Below are 16583 nucleotides of genomic sequence, written 5' to 3' on the forward strand. Positions count from 1 at the left end.
TCACTTCCTTTCACACAACTCCGGAATTCTGAAATCGATCGAATAAAAACGGGCGTATATCTATGCTAGAACGCTGACCAGATATAACATCCGCCATTAATTTTCCAGTTATAGGAGCCAGCGCAATACCGTCCCCTTCATGACCGGCAGCTAAGTATAACCCTGGAACATTTTCCACAGGTCCCATAATGGCTTTCCCATCCGGTGTATTAGGGCGGAGTCCAGAAAAGGACCGGATAATTCGCACATTGGCTAACTCAGGAAAGGTTTTCACTGCGGCTTGTCCAATTGCGCTTGTCACTTCACTCGTTGTTTCTGTATTGAATCCGACAAATTCACGAGAACCGCCGATTAATAAATTTCCGCTTTCCGTCTGTTCCATCACAAGACCGACTCCTGCCGCATCAGCTCCGTTACTTGGCTCTGCCGTATTTTTCCCTTTCGCTGCGATATAAGCATAGCTTAAAACGCTCCGCTTCAGAAAAGGCGGGATTTTTTCGGAAACTAATATTTGTCCGCGCCGTGGCACAATAGGAACATCGATTCCTAAAGGTTTTATTAACGCGGGGGTCCACACTCCGGCAGCTACAAGCACCGCATCGGCATACATTTCCTCTTCATTGACCTTTACGCCGACAACACGATCTTGTTTGGTAATCAGTTCGGTTACCGGTGAGCCCAGACGAATCGTTGCGCCTAATTGCTGTGCAGCTTGTGCCATACTAAAACATACGTTAAATGAATTAACTTTCCCTTCATCCGGACACCAGGTAGATCCCAAGATATGATTCGCTAAACCTGGCTGCTTCTCTTTGACTCCTTGTGCAGACAACGTGGTCACATCGACACCATATTCCTGCATCTGCGCAACCTTCTGCGTCAGCAATTCTTTTTCTTTCTCTGACTCCATCAGTATCATTCCGCCACCGCTACGATACTCCAAGTCTGTATTTAATTCCGCTTCCAGTTCTGGATAGAGCTTTTTCCCTTCCACAGCCAGTTCCAAAACCGGTCCCGGCTTCTTCGATTGCAGCAGAACATGCTGATCACAGGCACCCGATGTGCCGGAAGCGATGTCTTTTGCTTCAAGCAGCGTTACATCCGCCCCTGCTTTCGATAAATAATAAGCAGACGACGTTCCTATAATTCCGCCGCCAACAACAATTACACTGTAGCTCACGTTGTACACCTCCAGACTGTATCTCTTTTAATCATTCTTGATTTGATAGCGTCCACCGCCAAATTCGAATAAATCATCGGTTTGCTCGCTGGAAAGATTAACCTGAAATGGACCTTCTCCTTGTTGTTCCAGCACTTCCGAAACAACACCTGTTGTCAGCGGGCTGCAAAACACTAAATCTCCTCCAGGAAGAAGCAGCTTTTGGCATGTTGCCTGCAGTTCTTCATCCATATAGGATTCTTCTGTTTCCAGCCCCAATAAATCAGACCATTTATCTACGGTCCTTTCCAAATCATTTACGGCAATATTTATATGGGAAAAGCTGGCCTCTGCCGGATGCGAGACGATTATTTCTTTTTCGGTTAATGCTTTTTTCCGTTCCTTATCGCTTTCATTCCACTGGATAAAGTAAGGCAGTTCCAATGTATCCTTTTCATCTCCAATAAATAAAAGCTGCCACTCCAAAAGAGTGCCGTCAGGCTGTTCGCGGCTTAAATAGACCGGCCCATTTACTGTTAATCCTTTGTCAGAAAAACGTTGCGCAGCAGCTTCAATATTATCTGTCCGAATAATAAAGCGGACAAAACCTTCTTGAAAACCTTTCTTAATAATCGTCTGTATCATACTGTGCTGAGGATGTTCCATCTCTTCAAGCATTTGCCTGTCGGACGTACCTAAGTATTCTATATAACTTAAATCAAAATGACTTAACGCGTTGTATGTAGGACGATTCTGGTGCACGCCGCCTTCAACTGCATGTATTCCTTTATTCTTGAGCGTTCTAGTGGCCTTTTCCGGATCTTCAATAAAATGCACGATATGATCAAAAGCAAAATGCATGTACATCACTCTCAACTTTCTATATTCCTTTTATTAATTAGTTATTGTAATCGTTTGTATTTCCATTCCTATTAAAATAGTCTGCATTCGCTTACCTTTTGAGGCTGATATTTTGATATCATGCTTCTGCAATAAAATGGCTTATTTTCTCAGCATAAAAAATAACCTCTTTTTCAACATAAGAAGAGGTGCAGGTAAACCATTTCTGTTTTACTTCTCTCTTCTTATCTTTCCAAGCCTTCCATTCGACTTGCTGAAATTGGCACAGTTCCAATACGGTCTGTTGCCGAGGTGTCTAAGGGTCAGTCCCTCTGCCTCTCTGGATAAGAATGCTTTATGTTAAACATTATTTCAATTAACCCAATCAAAAAACTAAGGATTAGATTAATATTTAGACTATCTTATATAAAATAAGTTGTCAATTAGTATTTTTGATTTTTCCTGGTGATTAAGTAATGATTAACAAACCGGATATTATTTTCTATGGAAGCAAAATCACAAACCCTGCCACATATTCAGAATAATTCCCTCTGCATTACCAGCCTTTTTTCACAACAACTAAAAAAGAATCAAGAACGGGTGGTTTACACACATTCCTGATTCTCTATCTCTCGAGCTCACATCTATACTCTTAACATACCCCGGAACCCTCTGGAACCATAATAAGATTCTGCGCCGTTATGATATAAGAAAACATGTCCAAAACGGAAATCACAAAAAAGTGCGCCGCCAAGTTCCCTAATATCCGCAGGTGTCCTTACCCAAGTCGATGTTTTCGCATCAAAAGTTCCGAGCGTTTGAAGTTCGCGATATTGTTCTTCCGTTAACATTTCAATGCCCATATCCAACGCCATATCTATCGCACTATTTTCCGGTTTATGCTTCTTTCTTGATTCCAGCGCTGCCCGATCATAACAAACACTTCTGCGTCCTTTCGGGCTTTCTTTTGAGCAGTCTACAAAAATGTATTCTTCTCTTTCCTCGTCATATCCAATGACATCTGGTTCGCCTTCCGTTCTCTCCATTTCATATAAAGAGGCTAATTTTTCAGAATGACCCTCCAGCCTTGATTGAATTAGATTCCAGTCAAAATCATGATGGCGATCCATATTTTTTTCAAAACGAACCTTTAACTTTTCCAGTATTTCTTCTTGTTCCTCTTGAGAGAGCTCTTTCTTATCTTGTTTTGACATGTTTATTCTCCTTTAAGCTGTGTTATTAAAACTGTTTCTTAGTTCTTATTATATCCATTCAAGCTGATCATTTCACTATTGAATATAGGTTTTTGGTTTTTAAAGAACAGAAAAAAATCGCCCCATGCGAAATAAACATGGAACGATGAGATAAAGTCGCTATTATATTTGCTTATTGATTGAAAAAAGAATAGCTTCGTCGCCTTTCGTACTTCACCCTAGATAGCGATGATACACATTTTTCGCTTCCAGATGGTCCATTGTGCCATGAACCAAAGTTCGCCCGTCCTGAAAGAGCACAATCCGGAAAGAATCCACTTCAAACGAAAGCAAATAAGGGTTCTGAAAAAGCTTGATTTGTTTATTCTTCTGCAGTTCTTTCGCTACTTCATCCAGATCTGTCTGTTTTCGCTGCGGGCGCAGTTGCACCGTGTTTCTTCCGCATAATACAGCTGTTTTCAAATGAGAATCACGATCCAAATTGGGGTAACTTCTTTTCTTTGAGCATGATGGGCAATCTGCTTTACGCAAGGAAGCTACTTCTATTTCTGTATGCTCGTTGTTCCAAAGATCAAAGGAGATAAGCTTTCCTGACAAAGCTGCCTCATTACCTGTTAATAGCTTTAACGCTTCTGTTACTTGCTGTGATACAACTTTTTGTATCACAGGCTGTATAATGCCGACACTATCACAAGTAGCACCATTTGCTGGAATATATTCTTGCAAACATTGCAAGCAAGGTGTTTTATCAGGAAGTACTGTAAAAGTAACACCATAACTTGCTACAACAGCTCCGTAAATCCATGGTTTGTGGTATTTTTGTGCGATGTCATTCAGTAAAAGCCTTGTTTCAAAATTATCTGTGGCATCCATAATGATATCTGTTTCAGGTACGATGCGTCTCAACACATCTATTTCGGCATCTCCGACAATCGCATCAATTTTGACGTGACTGTTTATTTCAGAAAGTCTTTGTTTGGCGGCAATCGCTTTGGGCATCTTCTGCCGCATATCTTCTTCACTAAATAACTGTTGCCGCTGCAGATTACTTTCTTCTACATAATCCCGGTCAATTAATGTTATATGCCCAACACCAGCACGAGTCAATGCCTCCGAGCTGCTTGAACCTAAGGCACCTGCACCAATAATTAGTACATGACTTCGGCTCAATTTTTCTTGGCCGGTTTCTCCAATGGGCGTAAATAAGGTTTGACGATGATAACGATTAGTTTCCAATACTAATCCCTTCCTCCGGGCTGCTGGCTACCGCATAATCTTTCAAAGGAATCCTGCCTGCTTCATACCCAAGACGCCCCGCCTCTACTGCATATTTCATTGCTTCTGCCATTTTCACAGGGTCATTTGCTCCAGAGACGGCTGTATTTAATAAGACACCATCTGCTCCCAATTCCATGGCATAAGCTGCATCAGCCGGCGAACCGATGCCTGCGTCTACAATCACAGGCACTTTCGACTGTTCAATAATAAAAGAAAGATTTAATGGATTGATAATGCCTTGACCGCTGCCAATGGGAGAAGCACCTGGCATTACAGCGTGCGCTCCTGCTTCTTCCAGTTTTTTCGCCAATACAACATCATCTGAGGTGTAAGGCAGTACTGTAAATCCTTCTGCCGCCAGTTCTTCCGTAGCCTTTAAAGTTTCAACGGGATCTGGAAGTAATGTCTTATCGCATCCGATAATCTCCACCTTCACCATGTCACATCGTCCCGAAGCAGCAGCAAGTTTTGCAGTTCGCACCGCTTCCTTGGCATCCTTTGCCCCAGCTGTATTCGGTAAAAACGTATAGCGGTCTACATCAATTTTTTCTAAAATATTGGGCAGCGAAGGATCGTAAATGTTCATCCTTCTAACAGAAAAGGTGAGTACTTCCGTTTCTGATTTATCTACTGCCTGCTTTTGCATATCAAAATCCGGGTATTTCCCGGTTCCTAAGAATAAGCGGGAATTAAATTGGTAATTTCCTACTTGAAGCATCTGTTTACCCTCCTCCAACGAAATGAACAATCTCAACCTTGTCTCCATTTTCTAACACTGCTTGTTCATGCTCTTCTTTCTGTAATATTTGCTGGTTATGCTCGATAATTAATGGTTTGTCTTCCAGTTCCAGAAAATCAAGCAACCCTTTGATGTGCTTGACACCTTCTTGCACTTCTAAACCGCTGCCATTTACGGTTATTTTCATGTTGACTCACCTGCCTTTTCCAATTTATTGACTTGACGGCTCGCGCGAAAGCAATCGTCATAAAGCGGAGAAACTGGTTTGTTTTCTATTAAATCTGCCATATAAATTCCTGTCATAGGTGATAACAATATCCCGTTACGGTAATGGCCCTTCGCTGCATATAAACCCGCTATACCCGGAACTTCCCCCAAGTATGGCCATTCATCCGCAGTTCCAGGCCTGACCCCTGCCCAGTGTTTTCTGACCCTTGCCTCCGCAAGCTCCGGAACCATTTTCTGTGCATGGGACAACAATTTCTGGACACTTGCAGCATGAACATGTTTATCGGTTTTACCAGGCATAGAGGATGCTCCGACAATGACCTTTTTTCCCTGCTTCGGAACGAGATAACAGCCATCCATCCAAAGCGTGGATTGAAATAATTGCTGTTCCAGTTCTAAGAGCAGACACTCGCCCTTCACAGGAATTGTGCCATAATCTTCAGGCAGCAGCTCATCCCCAAACGCCCCAGTAGCAACTATGATTTGCTCCGCATGATAAACCGCCTCTGTTGTCCGAACTCCACAAACTTTTCCCGCTTCCATTAACAGTTCATTTACTTTCTCCTGCTCATGCAAAACTGCACCATGATGACAGGCTGCCAGACAAAATGCTCTGGTAAGTTGACCGGCAGACACTTGCCCATCACCTGGCAGATAAAGGACTGCTCGAAGACTCTCCGTCAAGCTTGGTTCCATCTTTCTTGCTTCTTCTGCTGACAACAAGTAAGCAGCGTTCTCCGCTTTCCGCTGAAATGCTGCGATGGTTTGCAGCTTGTTGTATTGCTGCTGATGAAAGGCAAGTTTCATGATTCCCTTATGCCTATACTGTATATCTATTCCGGCTTCTTCCTGCAGTTCTGCGGATAAATCAGAAAATAAAGCCCTGCTTTCCTGGGCAAATTGGAATAAAGGGCTGTTCTCTGTAAATTCTCCTTGCGCACCTAACATTCCCGCTGCGGCACTGGAGGCTTCACAGCCAACTTGATTTCTTTCTATAATCAACACCCGGTAACCTCTTTTCACCAGCTGATAAGCAATCGAACAGCCAATGACCCCGCCGCCTACAATGATTTGGTCAAACTGTTTCCTCACCCTCAACCTCCTTCCCACGTGTTCAACGTGTGATGATAAGCCTTTACATTTTGGAGCGGATCATCTGCCTGCCAAATACCAGACATTACTGCTACCCCCGCTGCTCCTGCTGCAATTACTTCATTCGTTCGCTCAGGCGTTATCCCGCCAACCGCATATACCGGTACAGATAATGTGCTGGTAATTTCCTGAAGTTCAACTAATCCCCTGGGCTGTTGATTGAGCTTGGACATGCTGGAATAAATATGACCATATAATAGATAATCTGCCCCTTCTTGTTGCGCCTGCTCTGCTTCGTGTAAAGAATGGACTGATTTTCCCACTTGTAAGTCAGGAAAGCTCCTTTTCACAAGAGAAGCAGGAGGGCTGTGATATGCCAGTTGCACCCCTGCACCGTACTTCATAACAGCAAGGTCTGCCCTGTCATTGACAATTATTTTAGCTGGTGGAAATTTGATATTTTCCAATCCTTCGATTATTTTTAATATATCTTTTGCTGGCTTCATTTTCTCCCGAATATGCAAATAATCAATATTATCATGAATCCGCTTTATTATTTGCAAATGCTGATTAGAAAAATTTCCATCTGTAATCAAATGCAGCTGCTTTCCCATATCCCTCTCCCTCCTTTCTTCCGTTTGTTTCAGAATGATGGAAGAAACGAAAAAGGCCACTTATCCAAGTAGGACAAGTGGCCTTGATTGTATAAAAATTCAACGATTGAATGATATATCATCATGTTCCTGCCACTTCCCTACGCTAGTGTTAACCAGATCAGGTTCAAAGGGTCCGAGTATTCGTCTCAGCCAAAGGCTCCCCTAGTGTTGCTTATTTAATTTTCAGATTACAATTAAAGCATAACATATTATTTTTTATTTTCAAAGATATTTTTTAGAAGTATTTGAGGACTTCCAGAGATACAACTTTTATGTCCTCCATATTTGAGGGCTTTTTAGAAACACAAAACAAGTTGGTTAAATAATGTAATATCATCCCCTATTGCCATTTTTAACAATAGGGAATTGATACACATATTTTTTCTGCTATTCCGTCAATCCTTCAATTTCCATCTCTTCTATGGTCGCTGTTTCATTATCCATCAGCTGTGCTTCTGCATCAATATGATCTCCTTGCTCCAGAAAGATTGCCAATGGAACCTTACTGGAGTTTACAGTGTAAATGGTGGTATCATCTTCCAGTAAGAATTGAACCATTTGCCCTTGTTCTGTTGAGCTTATTTGCACACGGTCAACCGTTCCTTGCACAGATTCGGTAACAGTCTCATCCGTAGCCTCTGCGTTCCCAGAATCCTGTGACAAAGCCATTCGATAGGATTCCAGAGCAGCATTCGCCGTATCTCCAAATACAACAAAATCAGAATCGTCTGCCTTAATATAGGCATACTGCTTATGCAAACCGTTCGGATCCAGTACATTGACAACCCAAGTCGGATTCCCATCAATATTATACAGTACGGGCATAGAACCTTCCCATTTCTTCTCTGGAAATTCCTTATTAACGATTTGTTTTGCTCCATCACTATCCATAATGCCGTTATTCTTCTCCCCGCCAAAGTAGGTAAGTTCACCGGTACGTGCGTTAATAAGTGTATAACCTAGTGCTGAATCAACATTTTCTTTCGGAGAGGTCATATCAGTAAAATAAAACATATCCCCATTCTCATCAAACATTGGTGTAACACCTGATTCCGTTCCAGACTCATTTGGCAGCTTTACGTCTCTTTTTCCAAACATACTGTTTAACCACCCGTGGATATACTTTCCGAAATAGTCATTCGTCACCGAAGCCATTTCCGAACTCACCGATCCATCAATAAATGCTGGTGCTTCATCTGTCTGATAGGCATTCATATCTCCAGTGACCGGATCAATGACGACGACACGAAGTGCATCCAGATTTGGTTTATTCGTAATGTGCATCGGTTTATAGATGGTCTGCACATACCATGGTTTCCCATCATCATCCACTTCCAGTTGCGCATCCCCACTTTGTATATATTGCGGGAACTGATTATAAATCACACGTTTAACATACTTATGGAAATAGCTGGAGTTCGTATATTCCATCGGCTCTTCTTCAAATGAGGGTTGAGCATTCACATCGGTAGCAGAAATCGTAAAATAGCCTGCTATTTCTTTTCCACGGATAAACTTCCAAAAACTAGAGAATTCAACTGGTGCCACGTAAACAATTTCATCCCCCACCTGTTGCACCTGTAATTTCCCTAAATCATAAAACTGCGCATTGGGTACAACACTCATGGCTTTTTGGATCTTATTACGTGCAAATTCCGGGGCAACTGTAATTGGGGTTTCGTCCTTTGATAGCGGTTCTGCTTCAGGCTCTTCATGCACGGTAATCGTATTATTGGCATTATCCAATACCGTAAAACTTGTAATGATAGATACTACAAGGATGATTAATCCCAATCCATACATACCTGCTAAGGGCGTAACTACTTTCTTCTCCATAAAATGTTTCGGCTTCAAAACAAATAGAAGCATTGGTAAAAGAATAATTGCTGTAATTAAATTAATCAATAACATGTTTGGAACAGTAACTGCCGGCATCACAAAATAGTTAACAATGGCCATCACTATATATCCAAAAATAAATAATCCTAACGCAAATTTAAGTACTCTTCCTGTCGATACAGATGAAACAGCAGCGATGATGCCTGCTCCAATCATGTATAATATCAAACTAATCAATGTTGCTAATAAAATCCCCATTCTTACTCTTCCTTTCTATGTACTGCAAGGTGTATTACGATAATATATACAAAAAAGTTTCACTTATGATATGAATCAGCATTTAAGAGCATCAAAAAAACGGCTCCCCTTTCATAAAAAGAGAAGCCATTTCTATATAGTTGCTTATTGATTTCCTTGTTTAACCCATTCTGCAGTTGTCACTGTACGTTGTGCCTGATGTTTTACAGCTGCTTCTACATCTTCAACCATTTTTCCGTCTTGATCCACAGTAACACTTGTACCATATGGATTTCCGCCAGATGAGAATGCACTTGCATCAGAGTAACCAGGAGGTACAATGATTGCTCCCCAGTGCATCATGCTGGTGTATAATGAAAGAATAGTTGCTTCCTGCCCGCCATGCGGATTTTGTGCAGAAGACATCGCACTGACCACTTTATTAACTGTTTTTCCACTGCCCCAAAGTCCACCTTGGATATCCAAGAATTGCTTCATTTGTGAAGGTACGTTACCAAAACGTGTTGGTGTACTAAAAATGAGTGCGTCTGCCCATTCGATATCCTCTGAAGAAGCTACAGGAACATCTTTTGTTGCTTCTACAGTTGCTTTCCATGCCGGATTTCCTTCAATAACGGATTCTGGTGCTAATTCCTGTACTTTTAATACTCTTACTTCCGCACCTTTCGCTTCCGCTGCTTCTGCTGCCCATTTTGCCATTTGGTAGTTGGTACCACCCATGCTGTAAAAAATAACTGCTACATTTGTGTTTCCCATATTCTCTATCTCCTTTGATTCATTTGATTTCCCAAATAATTTATTTAACAATCCCATTTGTTGCACCTCTTTCATATAGATTCCTTTTCTTTGCCATAACCATCTCCTTTACGGAAGTGCTGTCTTCCGATATCTAACTGTTCTTTTTATACCTCATTACAGCATTTTTATACTGGATATTATGCACTTCTTTGAAATAGAAAGCGTTATGCCATACAAAAACAATACGTACGCTTCTTTTTAAGAGATTTTTAATTAAATAATATTTAATTCATTTATTTTTAATTCAATATAAATAATAAACGTCATTTTATATTTTGTCAATAAAAATATTCGTATAATCTAATAAGAATCAGAGAAAATACAAATAAGACGCCTTCAATAATAATAATAAAATCGAGGTGCATCATATGAATCAGCCATATCAATGTCCCAGATGTAAAACAAACCGGTCGCGCTTCAATGTCATTGAGCAGGTAGCGAAGCCGGTTAAATTAGATGCGGGCACAGGAGAAGTGTTAAATGATTATCAGCAAGACCCGTTAGAAGCCTTTCATATCGCCTATAATGGACCTGAACGAAGGATACAATGCGGCGCATGCGGTCTGATTGAGGATGAAAATACATTTGTAAATAAGAAGGCACAATAGCCACACGACGGAGGTTGGATAAAGATGACAAAAAATCGAAAAGGACCAAAACAGCAGGAAAAACCAGATTTACCTCAAAGTCCTAAACAGCCTTATGGTGAACCATTAGCAGGATCCCATAAAGTGAAGAATAAAAACCATTCCAGACAAAAAAATGATGCGTCGCATGATATGTGACGGATGCTTATGGATATAATTAAAAGATTTTCCTTAAAATCGAAGCTTCGTTCATGATGAATGGAGCTTTTTTATGTAATTATTAAAATAAATAGCATGATTATTTTAGCGGATAAAGGTACCAGTTAATTTTATATTTATTCAGAAAAATGGTATACTCTAATTAGAATTGGAACTCCCATTTTCGGGCTTTCCCATGATAAATAACTGCAGAGGGGCTATAGTTGAGTGAGTATAATTAATCTTCCACATGACAAGATGTTTAAAGAAACATTTGGAGATTTAGATGTAACAACAGACTTTTTACAAAACTATTTACCAAAAGAAATCTTAGACATCATAGATATCAACACACTCGCACTGCAAAATGGAAGCTTTATTGAATCGAAGTTGAAAGATTCCTATTCGGATTTGCTGTTTTATGTACAAATCGGGGATAAGGAAGGTTATCTTTATTTTCTGTTTGAACAAAAGAGTTACAAGGCGGAAGATATTGCATTTCAGCTTTTAAAGTATATGAATCAGATTTGGGAGCAACATATTTACAAAGAAAAAGCGGAAACATTACCGATTATCATTCCCATCCTTTTTTACCACGGGGAATCGAATTGGCAAGAAACGAAAAAAGTAAGTGACTGGATAGGCGGCTACCATCAATTTCCGGCAGCTATTCAGAAATATGTTCCCGATTATGACTTTCTCTATTATAATTTCTCCAAGGAAGGCGGGGAGGAAGTAAAAGGAAATCCGAAGCTGAAGGCATACCTGGAATTATCGCGTTATATTTTCATTAAAAATATGGAAACATTTTTGGAAGTCATGATGCTCGTGGATGAATTGTTACATGACGATGATTCATCCTATTATGATACGGTGTTAATCTATATACTCAGTATCCGGGATGACTTGCCTGTGGAAACCGTAAAGGAGCGACTGACTATCGAAGGGAGGAAGCGATTCATGTCTATTGCTGAAAAACTTAGAAGTGAAGGTATGGAAGAAGGAGAAAGGCTAGGTATTAAAAAAGAGAAAATGATGGTAGCCAAAAAGTTAATGCAATTAAAGATAGATAAAAAACAAATTATGGAAGCAACGGATTTAACAGCGGAGGAAATAGAACAAATTAAGAAAGAGCTATAGAGTTATGTAAACACGACAAGGCAGACCTTCCTTTGTCGTGTTTTACTTGATTATTTTTTAATTTATAAGAAAGTATAGAGTTCAGCAATAAACCATAGGCAAAGCTATTATTGCAGGCTCGCTATAAATTAAAGGAGCAAGCAAAAGTGCTCAGCCCTTCATTTATTTCATATCGATTTTTGAAAACTGCCGAAAAGTGAATAATTAATTTTAAAATGAAAAATATTTAGAGATCCTGGTATATATTGAAAAAAACACAGAAGAAGCTTCGTTCGTGAAGGATGAAGCTTCTTCTGTCTATCATTTTTAGCTTTTCTTCAAACAAGCTATGCTTCCGTCGGATTTTCCGGTCCTTCAAACTCTAATTGGTAAAAAGCCAGATTCATCCATTGCTTAAATTTAAAACCAGCATTTTTTATAGTTCCTACATGCTCAAAACCAAATTTCTCATGCAAGGCAATACTTTTCTCATTCGCAGCATCAATACCAGCGATCATTGTCATATATTCCCTTTCACAGGCAATAGCAATAATTTCTTTCATCAATGAGCTGGCGATACCCTTTTTACGATACCTCTTGTCTACATAAACGGAATGTTCAATTGAATATTTATAAGCTGGCCAGTCTCTAAAAGGACCAAACGTTGCAAATCCCGCGACATTACCATCTTGTTCATTCACTAATATTGGATATCCTGCATCCTTTTTCTGCTTAAACCAGGCTTCCCTGTTCGCCAATGTTTGTGGTTGATAAGAATAAACGGCCGTAGTGTGCAAGATAGCATCATTATAAATTTCTAAAATTGCTGGTAAATCTTTTGAAGTTGCTTCCCTTATCATTTCATACTTCCTTTCACAACTGTTTTGTAATATATAGATTGGAACTGCTCTACCAATCAACCTCATAGTGTTATGAACCTTCGTAAATAATTTTATTTTTCATTATAAGCTAAATTCCATATAATACAATTAATACTTACAAATTTCATCTAGGTATATTTTAAGGAGGAGCGACCATGGATTCCCATACAAAAGATAATTGGAACGCAAATTTGTACGATGGAAATCATTCCTTTGTATCAAAATTCGGAAGTGATCTATTAGAACTTTTATCTCCTTCAGAAGGAGAACGGATTCTTGATGTTGGATGTGGTACAGGAGATTTAGCCAATAAAATCTATCAGCAAGGCGCAAATGTAATCGGTGTTGATAAATCAGAGAATATGGTGCATCAGGCAAACCAGAAATATCCGGGACTAACGTTTATGGCGAGAGATGTCTTAGAACTCGGATACAGCAATGATTTTGATGCGGTTTTCTCAAATGCAACGCTTCATTGGATCAAGAAACCCAAGGATGCTCTCCAACACATCTACAATAGCCTGAAACCCGGCGGGAGATTTGTTGCGGAGTTTGGCGGTAAGTATAATGTGGAAACAATTACGAATGAGATTATACACCAGGTTAAAAAAGCTGGAATTCCCTATACATCGGAACAGTTCCCATGGTACTTCCCAAGTATAGGAGAGTACGCAACATTAATGGAGGAAACGGGATTTAACGTCACATTTGTCCCGCATTTCAATCGCCCGACACCCTTGGAGGGAGACAATGGCCTGCGAAATTGGATGGAAATGTTCTGCGGGAATATATTTAAAAATCACTCAGAAGCTATCAAAGAATGCGTGATGACACAGGTAGAAAATAACTTAAGGGATGTTCTGTACCAAGAAGAACAATGGATAGCAGATTATAAAAGACTGCGCGTTGTCGGGGTAAAGCAAGATAGCCTATCTGCTAACTAAGTTTTGATTAAATAAAGAGGACAGGAATCTATAAAAGGAGCCAAATAGATTCCTGTTTCTCCTTCCATCTTTCACTAACCCTCTATTTTACGAAATGAAAATGATTCTATCGTATCTTTTCCCGCGAACATATCCTTTATTTTTAACTGATTATTCCTGACTTCTTCTTCCCCAATAATAATAACGTTGTGGATTTTTTCTTTATTTGCCCAATGAAGTGCTTTTCCAACTTTTTTATTTCCCATCTCGACTTCCACTTTATATCCCTTATCCCGAAAGTATTTTGATACAGATAAAGATTCTTTTTCCGTACCTAACGGAATAATATAATAATCCATCTCTCTGCCAAATTTTTGATTTCCCTTCGCTGCAGCCATCGCTGTATAAATCACATCCATCCCAAAAGAGATTCCAACAGTAGAGAAAGTTTCACCTGTTCCTATCAGTCCACCGATTGCATTATCATATCTTCCGCCACTCCCAATGCTCGACTTAATAGAACCCTTGGCTAAAAACATTTCATAAACTGTACCTGTATATATTTCTAATCCTCGTGCTAAAAATGGGTTGAATATACACTGCTCTCCAATGTCCAGATAATCAAGATAAGATGTTAGTTCTTCCAGTTCCTGCAGCCCCTGTTTAATCTGCCCATTTTGACCAGATAAGGATTCAAAATAGCTGAAGTCGGTATTATGTTCATCTGTCAAAAACTGTTTTATAGAACGTGTCACATCAGCTGGCACACCTTGTTCACCAAGCTCGGCTACAACAGCGTCTACTCCTACCTTTTCAAGCTTGTCCAGTATCAGTACAGCTGTGTTAATTTTCGTATCTTCTACACCAAACAATTCTAATACTCCGGTTAATAACTTTCTATTATTGTATTGAATTTCCACCTTCATACCAAGCTTATCAAAAGCATCCAGTGCCATCATCATTAATTCCGCTTCCGCCATTTGTGAATCCACCCCGACAATATCGACATCACATTGTGTAAACTCCCGTAGCCGCCCTGTTTTTATTGGCCCATCCCGAAACACTTTACCAATTTCATACCGTTTAAACGGCATCTTTAATGTCGGATTCATTGCAGCCACCTTGGCAAAAGGAATTGTAAGGTCATAGCGCAGAGCTAAATCCCTTTCTCCTCTATCTGTTAAAGTATACATCTCCTCTAATATATCTGCCCCGCCTCCATATTTGGAAGCAAGTAATTCCGTATAATTTAAGATAGGTGTTTCCAGCGGCTGACATCCAAATTGGATAAACACATCCTCTAATGTTCTTCGGATATTCCTTCTTACGCTTTCAGACTCTGGTAAATAATCTTGCGTTCCTTTTACATTTTGATAATCCATCTTCTTCATTTTCTTTACCTCCTGTTTTTGAATACAAAAAAATCGCCCCCCTTAGTTAAGTGGTTTACTTAATTCGGGATGCGATTTCATGAGTAATAGCCTTCCTCATTCGATTTTTTAAAATTAAATCGATAAGCAAGACTAGTTGTTATGATGATGTAGTTGTGAGAAGAAATCATTTGTTTGAACGATAACCAATTTGCTCACCTCTGATTTTAAATAAGTCTATCATAACCGTTTGATATTTTCAAAAACTTGTACCTTTCATTAAGTACAGGTTTTCTTTACACCTTACTCCTTCGCTTCCTTCAAATCCCGATTATTACGCAGGAACATATAGAACGATGCGCCAAAGATGGCGAGATAGCCAAAGATACTCCATAGATCTGGTATTTGCCCAAAGAAGACAATACTAAAGATCCCTGAATAGACGACTGTAGAATAGAAAAAGATAGATATCTCTTTTGCAGGTGCAAATTTATAAGCAACGGTAATACCAAATTGTCCAACCGTCGCAAACACGCCTGCTGCAAGCAAATACAACCACTGCATTCCAGTCATCGGTTCATAAAAAAAGATAACTGGCGGCAATAGAATCACTGTGGAAAAGGCTGAAAAATAAAATACAACCGTATAGAACTGTTCTTTATTGCCAAGTACTCGTAAAACGGTGTAAGCCCCTCCGGCAAAAACGGCAGATAAAATCCCCGCTGCATAAGGAACCATATCCAAATTGAAAACGGGTTTGATAATAAACAATGTTCCAAGAAACGCAATAATAACAGAAACCACCTGAAATCGCATCACGTACTCTTTTAGAAAAATCGCAGCGAAAATAATCGTTATAAATGGGCTCATTTTATTCAACATATCTGCATCGGAAAGTACAAGGTGATCGATAGCATAAAAGTTCAGCAGTACCCCTGTCATACCTAAAGCAGAGCGCAAGACTAAGTATTTTTGGTTTTCCTTTTTACCAAAAAGCCGCTCTCTATGATAAAGAACAAAACCTAGCGCAATAATCATTGCTACTCCATTGCGAAATAATGTTTTTTGTATCGTAGGAACGTCCCCTGACAGTTTCACAAACATAGCCATCAGAGAAAAACCTAACGCAGATAATAATAACAATAAGATTCCTTTATTTCTGTCACTCATGATCGTATTATTTCCTCCTCATTCTTTCTGTACAAATTTATATTTTACCAAAACGTGTATATCATATTATAAAAATGTTTTGTATGCGAATAAACTGCTTCTATTATCCTGAATTTCGAACCAATTTTATAAAAAAACATAAAAAAGTGCTCCAAACTTTGGTAGAATAGGATTAACCGGTCCAAACAAACCAAAAGAAAGGAGCACCTTATGGTGAATAATTATACCACATAT

At 39.6% G+C, this 16583-nt stretch carries 17 protein-coding genes and 2 riboswitches; of the genes, 4 read left to right on the forward strand and 13 right to left on the reverse strand.

The features are described from left to right. Nucleotides 1-10: 10 nt before the first annotated feature. From ACFQ19_RS16065 to wrbA, 10 genes are all read right to left on the reverse strand, one after another. The gene (locus ACFQ19_RS16065; RefSeq protein ID WP_379593645.1) at nt 11-1180 is read right to left on the reverse strand and encodes an NAD(P)/FAD-dependent oxidoreductase; all 1170 of its coding nucleotides are present in this window, start codon (nt 1178-1180) and stop codon (nt 11-13) included. Between the two features lie 27 nt (nt 1181-1207). Next, nucleotides 1208-2020: a VOC family protein gene (locus ACFQ19_RS16070; RefSeq protein WP_379593646.1), complete on the reverse strand. Its 813-nt coding sequence runs from the start codon at nt 2018-2020 to the stop codon at nt 1208-1210. 221 nt (nt 2021-2241) lie between these two features. Beyond that, a riboswitch (SAM riboswitch) is annotated at nt 2242-2350 on the reverse strand. Between the two features lie 293 nt (nt 2351-2643). Then, on the reverse strand, nt 2644-3213 hold the full coding sequence (locus tag ACFQ19_RS16075) for a DUF4256 domain-containing protein (RefSeq protein WP_379593647.1): 570 nt from the start codon (nt 3211-3213) through the stop codon (nt 2644-2646). A gap of 213 nt (nt 3214-3426) precedes the next feature. Beyond that, the gene (locus ACFQ19_RS16080) at nt 3427-4449 is read right to left on the reverse strand and encodes a ThiF family adenylyltransferase (protein ID WP_379593648.1); all 1023 of its coding nucleotides are present in this window, start codon (nt 4447-4449) and stop codon (nt 3427-3429) included. Continuing rightward, the gene (locus ACFQ19_RS16085; RefSeq protein WP_379593649.1) at nt 4439-5209 is read right to left on the reverse strand and encodes a thiazole synthase; all 771 of its coding nucleotides are present in this window, start codon (nt 5207-5209) and stop codon (nt 4439-4441) included. Before ACFQ19_RS16085 ends, ACFQ19_RS16080 begins: the two co-directional genes overlap by 11 nt. Nucleotides 5210-5213: 4 nt before the next feature. Further along, a complete protein-coding gene (thiS, locus tag ACFQ19_RS16090) occupies nt 5214-5417 on the reverse strand; it encodes a sulfur carrier protein ThiS (protein ID WP_379593650.1) in 204 nt (67 codons plus the stop codon). Continuing rightward, nucleotides 5414-6550: a glycine oxidase ThiO gene (thiO, locus tag ACFQ19_RS16095; protein ID WP_379593651.1), complete on the reverse strand. Its 1137-nt coding sequence runs from the start codon at nt 6548-6550 to the stop codon at nt 5414-5416. Before thiO ends, thiS begins: the two co-directional genes overlap by 4 nt. Nucleotides 6551-6552: 2 nt before the next feature. Next, nucleotides 6553-7164 carry a thiamine phosphate synthase gene (locus tag ACFQ19_RS16100; RefSeq protein ID WP_379593653.1) on the reverse strand — a complete coding sequence of 204 codons (612 nt, stop codon included), beginning with the start codon at nt 7162-7164 and terminating at the stop codon, nt 6553-6555. 120 nt (nt 7165-7284) lie between these two features. Then, a riboswitch (TPP riboswitch) is annotated at nt 7285-7380 on the reverse strand. A 213-nt stretch (nt 7381-7593) separates the two neighbouring features. Beyond that, nucleotides 7594-9303, reverse strand: a complete 1710-nt coding sequence (locus ACFQ19_RS16105; protein ID WP_379593654.1) for a DNA-binding protein — start codon at nt 9301-9303, stop codon at nt 7594-7596. Between the two features lie 144 nt (nt 9304-9447). Beyond that, the gene (gene wrbA / locus ACFQ19_RS16110) at nt 9448-10059 is read right to left on the reverse strand and encodes an NAD(P)H:quinone oxidoreductase type IV (protein ID WP_379593655.1); all 612 of its coding nucleotides are present in this window, start codon (nt 10057-10059) and stop codon (nt 9448-9450) included. Nucleotides 10060-10469: 410 nt separating this feature from the next. On the opposite strand from wrbA, the gene ACFQ19_RS16115 reads away from it, so the two are divergent. The 3 genes from ACFQ19_RS16115 (at nt 10470) to ACFQ19_RS16125 (ending at nt 12026) form a co-directional block, all read left to right on the forward strand. Continuing rightward, nucleotides 10470-10709: a DNA alkylation repair protein gene (locus ACFQ19_RS16115; protein ID WP_379593656.1), complete on the forward strand. Its 240-nt coding sequence runs from the start codon at nt 10470-10472 to the stop codon at nt 10707-10709. Nucleotides 10710-10733: 24 nt separating this feature from the next. Next, nucleotides 10734-10886, forward strand: a complete 153-nt coding sequence (locus ACFQ19_RS16120) for a small acid-soluble spore protein P (RefSeq protein WP_080875899.1) — start codon at nt 10734-10736, stop codon at nt 10884-10886. Between the two features lie 228 nt (nt 10887-11114). After that, on the forward strand, nt 11115-12026 hold the full coding sequence (locus ACFQ19_RS16125; RefSeq protein ID WP_379593658.1) for an Rpn family recombination-promoting nuclease/putative transposase: 912 nt from the start codon (nt 11115-11117) through the stop codon (nt 12024-12026). 326 nt (nt 12027-12352) lie between these two features. Here ACFQ19_RS16125 and ACFQ19_RS16130 read toward each other — a convergent pair whose 3' ends face one another. Further along, nucleotides 12353-12865, reverse strand: a complete 513-nt coding sequence (locus tag ACFQ19_RS16130; RefSeq protein ID WP_379593660.1) for a GNAT family N-acetyltransferase — start codon at nt 12863-12865, stop codon at nt 12353-12355. A 176-nt stretch (nt 12866-13041) separates the two neighbouring features. Here ACFQ19_RS16130 and ACFQ19_RS16135 point away from each other — a divergent pair, with 176 nt between their 5' ends. Next, on the forward strand, nt 13042-13830 hold the full coding sequence (locus ACFQ19_RS16135; protein ID WP_379593661.1) for a class I SAM-dependent methyltransferase: 789 nt from the start codon (nt 13042-13044) through the stop codon (nt 13828-13830). 74 nt (nt 13831-13904) lie between these two features. Here the strand turns inward: ACFQ19_RS16135 and ACFQ19_RS16140 are convergent, their stop codons facing one another. Together ACFQ19_RS16140 and ACFQ19_RS16145 are read right to left on the reverse strand one after the other, a co-directional pair. Then, nucleotides 13905-15200: a histidine--tRNA ligase gene (locus tag ACFQ19_RS16140; protein WP_379593662.1), complete on the reverse strand. Its 1296-nt coding sequence runs from the start codon at nt 15198-15200 to the stop codon at nt 13905-13907. A gap of 282 nt (nt 15201-15482) precedes the next feature. Further along, nucleotides 15483-16349, reverse strand: a complete 867-nt coding sequence (locus ACFQ19_RS16145; RefSeq protein ID WP_379593663.1) for a DMT family transporter — start codon at nt 16347-16349, stop codon at nt 15483-15485. Nucleotides 16350-16583: the final 234 nt, after the last annotated feature.

The sequence above is a fragment of the Oceanobacillus locisalsi genome, from assembly GCF_042675985.1.
GTDB classification, from domain to species: Bacteria; Bacillota; Bacilli; order Bacillales; family Amphibacillaceae; genus Oceanobacillus; species Oceanobacillus locisalsi.